An 8,347-nucleotide genomic window follows, 5' to 3' on the forward strand; every position below is an offset into this window, starting at 1 on the left:
AGCCTAGACCAGGGTGAAGTCCTGCCGCGCGGCCCAGGAGTCGGTGGCCCGGCACCACAGTTCCATCATCTGCTCACCACCGTGGCCCTCGGACTCGACGATGTGCAGCTCGGCCCCGGGCAGCGCGCCCTTGACCGCCCACGGGATGCTGACCGGGCCGGAGACGTCGCGTCGGCCGTGGATCATGCAGATCGGCAGGCCGGCGAGTTCCCCGAGCCGCCCCTGCAGCCCACCCTCGGGCACCCAGGCGGGATCCAGCGCGGCGTGGTGGGTCCAGTAGTGGCTGACCAGGCTGGTCAACGCAATCTGCTCCGCAATCGGCTGCTCGCACAGCCCGACGGGCCGCAGCTGTTCGGCGGGCAGGCCGATCTGGATGTGGGAGTCCTCCCAGGCCATCCACGCCACGGCCAGCTCCGCGCGCAGTTCCTGGCCGGCGCCGGTCAGCTGCTCGGCCAGGGCGTCGATCAGCGGGCGCGAGCCGCGCCGCCAGTCGGTGCGCTCCTCCAGCAGGCCAGCCAGCCGGTCCCAGGCCTCCGGGTAGAGCGTCTGGACGCCCTCGGTGATCCAGGCCACCTCCGCCGGGCTCGTGGTGGTCACGGCCACCAGCACCAGGCCGAGGACGTGCTCGGGCTGGGCCAGCGCGTGGTGCAGCGCCAGGGTGCAACCCCAGGAGACGCCGCACACCAGCCAGCGGTCGATGCCCAGGTGGGTGCGCAGGGCCTCGATGTCGGCCAGCAGGTGGGTGGTGGTGTTGGTCTGCGGGTCGTGCTCGGGGGACGCGGCATGGGGGGTGCTGCGCCCGGCGCCGCGCTGCTGCAGGCCGATGATCCGATAGACGTCGGGGTTGAACTTGCGTCGATAGCCATCCCGGAGAACGCCGCCGGGGCCGCCGTGGAGATAGAGGACGGGTATGCCGGAGGGATTGCCGGAGGACTCCCAGTAGACCTGGTGCCCATGGCTGACCTGCAGCATCCCGTGATCGTGGGGGGAGATCGGGGGATACACAGTCCGAGCGTAAACCCCGGTCGGGCGTCCAACTTTCAGCTCGGGGCGGCTTCAGCCAGCTCCCAGCCAAGATCACCCCGGGGGTGAGGCGGTGGTGCCGGACAGCAGGCCCGGGAAAAGGCCAAGGGCCCCGACCTGGTGGTCGGAGCCCCTGGGCTGTTGCTCAGCGAAGCTGCTCAGCGGGTCAGTTCGCGCCGCCCGAGAGCTTGTCGCGCAGGGCCTGCAGCGCCTCGTCGGAGGCCAGCGAACCCTCCGGCTCGACGTCGGCCTGGGCCGACGAGGAGTAGGACGCGGCGGAGCTGGACTCCACGGCAGCGTTCTTGTCGGCCTGCTCGGCCTCCTCGGCCTGCTTCTTCAGGGCCATCCAACGGGCCTGGGCCTCGGCGTACTGCGCCTCCCATGCCCGCTGCTGCTCCTCGAAGCCCGGCTTCCACTCGTTGGTCTCCGGATCGAAGCCCTCGGGGTAGATGTAGTTGCCGTTCTCGTCGTAGCTGGCGGTCATGCCGTACAGCGACGGGTCGAAGTCGTCAGCGGCGATGTCGACACCCTCGTTGGCCTGCTTCAGCGAGAGGCTGATCCGGCGACGCTCGAGGTCGATGTCGATGATCTTGACCATGACCTCGTCGTTGACGGTGACGACCTGCTCCGGGATCTCCACGTGGCGCTCGGCCAGCTCGGAGACGTGCACCAGGCCCTCGATGCCCTCCTCGACGCGCACGAAGGCACCGAAGGGAACCAGCTTGGTGACCTTGCCGGGCACGATCTGGCCGATCTGGTGCATCCGGGCGAAGGTCTGCCACGGGTCTTCCTGGGTGGCCTTCAGCGACAGGGAGACGCGCTCGCGGTCCATGTCGACGTCCAGCACCTCGACGGTGACGGGCATGCCGACCTCGACGACCTCGGACGGGTGGTCGATGTGCTTCCAGGACAGCTCGGAGACGTGCACCAGGCCGTCGACGCCACCCAGGTCCACGAAGGCACCGAAGTTGACGATGGAGGACACGACGCCCTTGCGGACCTGGCCCTTCTGCAGCTGGGTGAGGAAGTTCTGGCGAACCTCGCTCTGGGTCTGCTCCAGCCAGGCGCGGCGGGACAGGACCACGTTGTTGCGGTTCTTGTCCAGCTCGATGATCTTGGCCTCGAGCTCCTGGCCGACGTAGGGCTGCAGGTCGCGGACGCGACGCATCTCCACCAGGGAGGCGGGCAGGAAGCCACGCAGGCCGATGTCGACGATCAGGCCGCCCTTGACGACCTCGATGACGGAGCCGGTGACGACGCCGTCCTCTTCCTTGATCTTCTCGATGGTGCCCCAGGCGCGCTCGTACTGGGCGCGCTTCTTGGACAGGATCAGGCGGCCTTCCTTGTCCTCCTTGGTCTGGACCAGGGCCTCGATCTCATCACCGACGCTGACCACCTCGAAGGGGTCGACGTCGTGCTTGATGGAGAGTTCCTTGGAGGGGATGACGCCTTCGGTCTTGTAGCCGATGTCGAGGAGAACCTCGTCACGGTCGACCTTGACGACGGTGCCGGTGACGATGTCGCCGTCGTTGAAGTACTTGATGGTGGCATCGATCGCGGCCATGAAGGCCTCGGGAGAACCGAAATCGTCGATGGCAACCTGAGGAGAGGCCTCAGTGGAGGAGGTCATGTAGTAGGACTCCGTAAGTGGAATTGTGTGTCGTGGATGCTCCGTGGCCCTCCGTCGGGCCAGGATCGGGCCGGAACCAGGTTCCGACGAATGAACACGACACGACGAGCACAGCCTGCTCCGTCCGAGGATGCGCAGACCACAGCGCCCCAACAGCCTATCTTTCGGGCTGCTGAAGGGTCAATCCGGGTTTGCGCATGACCTTCGTTCGGGTGCATCGACGCTGGGTAGGCTCGCTGGGACGGCCGGGCTCGGGGCCTGCCGCGTTCAACGGGAGGTTCAACCATGCCACGTAATCGGCCGGTGGTGGCGGTGCTGGCGCTGGTCTTCGCGCTGGTGGCCCTGGTCTTCTGGTGGCGTGGGCTGGAGTCGGGACAGAATGCCGGTGCCCCGGCCAGCACCAGCGCCACGCCGGGCGATGCCGAACCCAGTCAGCCCGCCGCCGCCCCCACATCCACCGCCCCGGCCCCCGCTTCACCGTCGTCCAGCGCTTCCGCCTCCGCGGCCAGTGCCACGTCGAGCGCTTCGGCGTCGAGCAGCGCCAGCCGCTCCGGGGCGGCAGGGACGTCGGCCAGCAGCAACGGGGACTCTGCTGCCACCAAGGGTGCGGCGCCAGCGGGCTGCTCCACACAGATGTCCCCGATGGTGCCCACCAAGGTCACCATGGGCCAGGTCACCAGTGATTCGCCGGTGCTCAGCCTGGGGCTGGCCGACGACGGCAGCATCGCCACCCCGCCCTTCAGCCAGCCGTTCAGCGTTGGCTGGTTCAACGGCGGCCCCAAGCCGGGCTCCGGGAAGGGCAAGGTGGTGCTCACCGCGCACACCTTCCACAAGGGTGGCGCCCTGGGCAATGCGCTGCAGTCCGGGCTCAAGCAGGGCGACATCATCCGGCTCACCGACGCCTCCGGCAAAACCCTGTGCTACCGCTACACCAGCTCCACCAAGCTGATGGTCAAGGACTACGACCCCAACTCGACTGCGGTCTACGACACCGGCGGCAAGCCGATGCTGGCCATCGTGATCTGCTGGGACTGGGACGCGGCCCGCAAGTTCTGGGACTCCCGGGTGGTCTACTACGCGGAGCCGCTGGCCGCCTGACTCAGTGAGCGGCGTCGTGCCAGCTGCGGCCGGTGCCGACGCTGACATCCAACGGCACGTCGAGGTCCATCGCGTGACCCATCTTGTCCCGCACCAGGGCCTCGACGGCCTCGCGCTCCCCCTGGGCCACCTCCAGCACCAGCTCGTCGTGCACCTGGAGCAGGATCCGGCTCTTCAACCCTTGACTGGCCAGCGCGGACTCGACGTCCAGCATGGCCACCTTGATCATGTCGGCGGCCGATCCCTGGATCGGGGCGTTCAGGGCGGCGCGTTCGGCCATCTCCCGTCGCTGCCGGTTGGAGGAATTCAGGTCGGGCAGGTAGCGGCGTCGGCCCAGCAGGGTCTCGGTGTAGCCGGTCTTGCGGGCCCGCGCCACCACGCCCTGCAGGTAGTCCCGCACCCCGCCGAAGCTGGCGAAGTAGTCCTCCATCAACGCCTTGGCGTCGCTGTTGCTGATCCCCAGCTGGTTGGCCAGCCCGAAGGCGCTCAACCCATAGGCCAGACCGTAGTTCATCGCCTTGATCTTGGCGCGCTGTTCCCCGGTCACCGCGTCGGCGGGCACGTCGAAGACCTTGGCGGCGGTGACCGAGTGGAAGTCCATCCCGCTGCGGAAGGCCTCGATCAGCTGCTCGTCGCCGGACACGTGCGCCATGATCCGCATCTCGATCTGGGAGTAGTCGGCGGTCATCAGGCACTCGTGCTGCGGCCCGACGACGAAGACCTCCCGGATCCGACGGCCGGCCTCGGTGCGGATCGGGATGTTCTGCAGGTTGGGCTCGGTGGAGCTCAGCCGGCCGGTGGCGGCGATGGTCTGCACATAGGTGGTGTGGATCCGCCCGTCGCCGGCGATGCTCTTCAGCAGGCCGTCGACGGTCTGGCGCAGCCGGATGGCATCCCGGTGGGCCAGCAGGTGCTCCAGGAAGGGGTGTTCGGTCTTGGCGTAGAGCCCCTCCAACGCCTCGGCGTCCGTGGTCCACCCGCTCTTGGTCTTGCGGGTCTTGGGCATGTCCAGCTCATCGAAGAGCACGCCCTGCAGCTGCTTGGGGGAACCCAGGTTGATCTTCTTGCCGATGGTCTCGTAGGCGGCCTGCTCCGCGTCCAGCACTTTGGCGTCGAAGTCGCTGCGCAGCCGCTCCAGGTGGTCCACGTCGACGGCGATCCCCAGCCGCTCCATCCGGGCCAGGGTGCCCAGCAGTGGCAGTTCCACCTCCGCCAACAGGCTGGCGCCGCCGTGGGCCGCCAGCTCGGCGATGAGAGCCTGCGCCAGGTCGATCACGGCGCGGGCGCGCACCATGGCGGCCTGCGCCGCCTCCTCGCTGCCGGAGTCGTCGTCGCCCAGCTCGAACAGGGACTCCTGGTCGGCCGGCTCGTCGGCCTGCCCGACGTCGACCCGCAGCTCCCGCTTGAGGTGCCGCAGGGTGAGGTCGACCAGGCCGTAGGTGCGCTGGTCGGGCTTGAGCAGGTAGGCGGCCAGCAGGGTGTCGCAAGTGACGCCGCGCAGCTCCCAGCCCCGGGCCCAGGCGGCCAGCATCGGCCCCTTGGCCTCGTGGATCGCCTTGCACACCGCCCCGTCCGCCAACCAGGCGGCCAGCGCGGCGTCGTCGGCGGGCAGCAGGTCCGCGGTGCCGAACCAGCAGGCGGCTCCGTCGGCGGCGGCCAGGGCCAGGGCGGTGATGTCGCCGCTGCCGGAACCCCAGTGGCCGACGATGTCCATGCCGGTGACCTCGCCGTGCCCGTGGTCGGCCAGCCAGCCGGCCAGCGCACCGGGCTGCAGGATCTCCCCGGCCAGCTGGAAACCTCCCTCGGCGGGGGCCTCGTCCTCCGGGAAGGTCTCGATCAGCCGGTCCCGCAGCACCCGGAACTCCAGCTGGTCGAACAGCTCGTGCACGGCCTCCCGGTTCCAGTCCCGACGTTGCAGGTCGGCCGGGCCGACGGGCAGCTCCAGGTCACGTACCAGGGCATTCAGCTCCCGGTTGCGCTGGACGTCGGCCAGGTGCTCCCGGAAGCTCTGGCCGGCCTTGCCGGGCACCTGGTCCGCGCGTCGGATCAGGTTCTCCAGCCCTTCGTACTGGCCCAGCCACTTGGCGGCCGTCTTGGGGCCGACGCCGGGCACGCCGGGCAGGTTGTCGCTGGTCTCCCCCACCAGCGCCGCCAGCTCCGGATAACTGGCCGGTGGAACCAGGTACTTCTCCTCCACCGCCGAGGGAGTCATCCGGGCCAGGTCGCTCACGCCCTTCTTCGGGTACAGCACGGTGACCTGCTCATCCACCAGCTGCATGGCGTCCCGGTCACCGGTGACCACGAGGGTCTCGAAACCCTGGGCGGTGGCCTGGGTGGACAACGTGGCGATCACGTCGTCGGCCTCGTAGTTCTCCTTGGTGACGAAGGGGATGTTGAGGGCGGTCAGCACCTCCTGGATGAGGGCCACCTGACCCTTGAACTCCTCCGGGGAGGCGGACCGGGTGCCCTTGTAGTCCGGGTAGCTCTCGGTTCGGAAGCTCACCCGGGACAGGTCGAAGGCGACTGCGGCGTGGGTGGGCGCCTCGTCGCGCAGCAGGTTGATCAGCATCGACGTGAAGCCGTAGACGGCATTGGTGTGCTGCCCGGTGCTGGTGGCGAAGTTCTCGACGGGCAGCGCGAAGAAGGCCCGATAGGCCACCGAATGGCCATCGATCAGCAGGAGCTTGGGGCGAGCGGTCACGTCGTCAGTCACGCAAGCGACTCTAGTAGGCGCCACCGACAAAATCGCTGCTCGCTGCTCTAGGGTGGCGGCCATGCATGGGGAGAACCTGCCCGATTGGGCCCGTGACCTGACCAGCCCGCTGGATGACAAGCTGGGGGTGGAGCTGTTGGAGCTGGGCCCGGAGCGGGTCGCGGCCCGGATGCCGGTCGAGGGCAACACGCAGCCCTTCGGCCTGCTGCACGGCGGGGCGAATGCGGCGCTGGTGGAGACCCTTGGCTCCCTGGCCGCGCACGCGCATGCCCGCACCCTGGACGCGGTCGCGGTGGGGGTTGACCTGAACATCACCCACCACCGGGGCGTCACAGCGGGCCGGGTGCACGGCGTCGCGACGCCGATCCACCGTGGCCGGAGTGTGGCCAGTTACCAGGTGGAACTGAGCGATGACCAGGGCAATCGCACCGCCACCGGCCGGATCACCTGTCTGCTGCGCCAGGCCTGAGAGGCCTCGACAGGCTCGGCCACCGTGGCTGGGTCCGCTGCGAGCGGTGAGGAACGAGCCGTGAGCAGCCCGGGCAAGCAGGCGACGAAGGAGCCGGTGCGCTTGCCCGGAACAAACCAGACGGAGCGAAGCGACTCCAAGAAAAGAGAAACCCGGCAGCCGACCAAGTGGAACTGCCGGGCAGAATCTCACTCCATGCCGGGGGTCTGGGGGCACCATGCCCCCAGCGTGCTGCGAGCGGTGAGGAACGAGCCGTGAGCAGCCCGGGCAAGCAGGCGACGAAGGAGCCGGTGCGCTTGCCCGGAACAAACCAGACGGAGCGAAGCGACTCCAAGAAAAGAGAAACCCGGCAGCCCACCAAGTGGAACTGCCGGGCAGAATCTCACTCCATGCCGGGGGTCTGGGGGCAGCATGCCCCCAGTGCTTACTTCTTGGCCTTGCCCTGGGCGATGACCTTCTCGGCCACCTCGCGCATGCTGATCCGCAGGTCCATCGCGGTCTTCTGGATCCAGCGGAAGGCCTCGGGCTCGCTGAGGCCCAGGCCTTCCTGCAGCATCCCCTTGGCCTGGTCGACGGCCTTGCGGGAGGCCAGCCGCTCCTCCAGATCGGCCACCTCGTCCTCGACGGCACGGATCTCCTGGAAACGGCCGATCGCGATCTCGATGGCGGGCACCACGTCGGAGGCGTCGAAGGGCTTGACCACATAGGCCATGGCCCCGGCCTCGCGGGCGCGCTCCACCAGGTCACGCTGGCTGAAGGCGGTCAGCATCACGACGGGGGCAATCCGCTCCTCGGCGATCTGCTCGGCGGCGGTGATGCCATCCATCTTCGGCATCTTGACGTCCATCACCACCAGGTCGGGCTGCAGTTCCCGGGCCAGCGCGACGGCCTCCTCGCCATCACCGGCCTGTCCCACCACGTCATAGCCCTCGTCACCGAGGAGCTCGACGAGATCCATCCGGATCAGGGCCTCATCCTCGGCGACCAGGACGCGGGGACGGGACTTGTTGTTCTCTTCTTCGTTGGTCACGGTGCGTCCTTGCGTTGTGCTGTTCAAAAATCGGGGGAACCCAATGGTCTGACCGTTGGTTTCTTGCTCACACTACGTCGTGTCGCGGTTCTACCCAATGCCCAGTCTCCCAGACATGCCTCAACCGTGGGCGAGGACTACGGGAATTCACCAGTTGTGCCCGGGAGGGGAGTCGAACCCCTACGGTCGTGAGACCAGACGGGTTTGAGCCGTCCGCGTATGCCATTCCGCCACCCGGGCTGGGGGCGGACCAATTCTGCCACACTCTGTGACGTCCGGTCACCCGGCCTGGGGGGGGGGGGGGGGGGGGGGGGGGGGGGGGGGGGGGGAGAGGGGGGAGGGGGGGGGGGGGGGGGGGGTAGGGGGGGGGGGGGGGGGGGGGGG

Annotated in this window: 6 protein-coding genes and 1 tRNA gene; 2 read left to right on the forward strand and 5 right to left on the reverse strand. The window is 68.6% G+C overall.

From position 1 onward, the window contains the following. Positions 1-3 precede the first annotated feature (3 nt). Positions 4-972 (reverse strand): alpha/beta fold hydrolase, encoded by a 969-nt coding sequence (locus AAEX60_RS05155; RefSeq protein WP_342101651.1) that lies wholly within the window; start codon positions 970-972, stop codon positions 4-6. Positions 973-1,189: 217 nt separating this feature from the next. After that, on the reverse strand, positions 1,190-2,653 hold the full coding sequence (gene rpsA / locus AAEX60_RS05160; protein WP_342101652.1) for a 30S ribosomal protein S1: 1,464 nt from the start codon (positions 2,651-2,653) through the stop codon (positions 1,190-1,192). 285 nt (positions 2,654-2,938) lie between these two features. On the opposite strand from rpsA, the gene AAEX60_RS05165 reads away from it, so the two are divergent. After that, positions 2,939-3,751: a class F sortase gene (locus AAEX60_RS05165; protein WP_342101653.1), complete on the forward strand. Its 813-nt coding sequence runs from the start codon at positions 2,939-2,941 to the stop codon at positions 3,749-3,751. Between the two features lies 1 nt (position 3,752). Here the strand turns inward: AAEX60_RS05165 and polA are convergent, their stop codons facing one another. After that, on the reverse strand, positions 3,753-6,464 hold the full coding sequence (gene polA, locus AAEX60_RS05170; protein ID WP_342101654.1) for a DNA polymerase I: 2,712 nt from the start codon (positions 6,462-6,464) through the stop codon (positions 3,753-3,755). Positions 6,465-6,525: 61 nt separating this feature from the next. Between polA and AAEX60_RS05175 the strand changes: the two genes are divergently transcribed. Next, positions 6,526-6,933, forward strand: coding sequence for a PaaI family thioesterase (locus AAEX60_RS05175; RefSeq protein WP_342101655.1), 408 nt, complete (start codon positions 6,526-6,528; stop codon positions 6,931-6,933). A 424-nt stretch (positions 6,934-7,357) separates the two neighbouring features. Here the strand turns inward: AAEX60_RS05175 and AAEX60_RS05180 are convergent, their stop codons facing one another. Both AAEX60_RS05180 and AAEX60_RS05185 read right to left on the reverse strand, forming a co-directional pair. Then, on the reverse strand, positions 7,358-7,990 hold the full coding sequence (locus AAEX60_RS05180; protein ID WP_342101656.1) for an ANTAR domain-containing response regulator: 633 nt from the start codon (positions 7,988-7,990) through the stop codon (positions 7,358-7,360). Between the two features lie 130 nt (positions 7,991-8,120). Continuing rightward, a tRNA-Leu gene (locus AAEX60_RS05185) sits at positions 8,121-8,203 on the reverse strand. Positions 8,204-8,347: the final 144 nt, after the last annotated feature.

Origin of the sequence: Luteococcus sp. H101 (assembly GCF_038433155.1) — a bacterium.
Classification (GTDB): domain Bacteria; phylum Actinomycetota; class Actinomycetes; order Propionibacteriales; family Propionibacteriaceae; genus Luteococcus.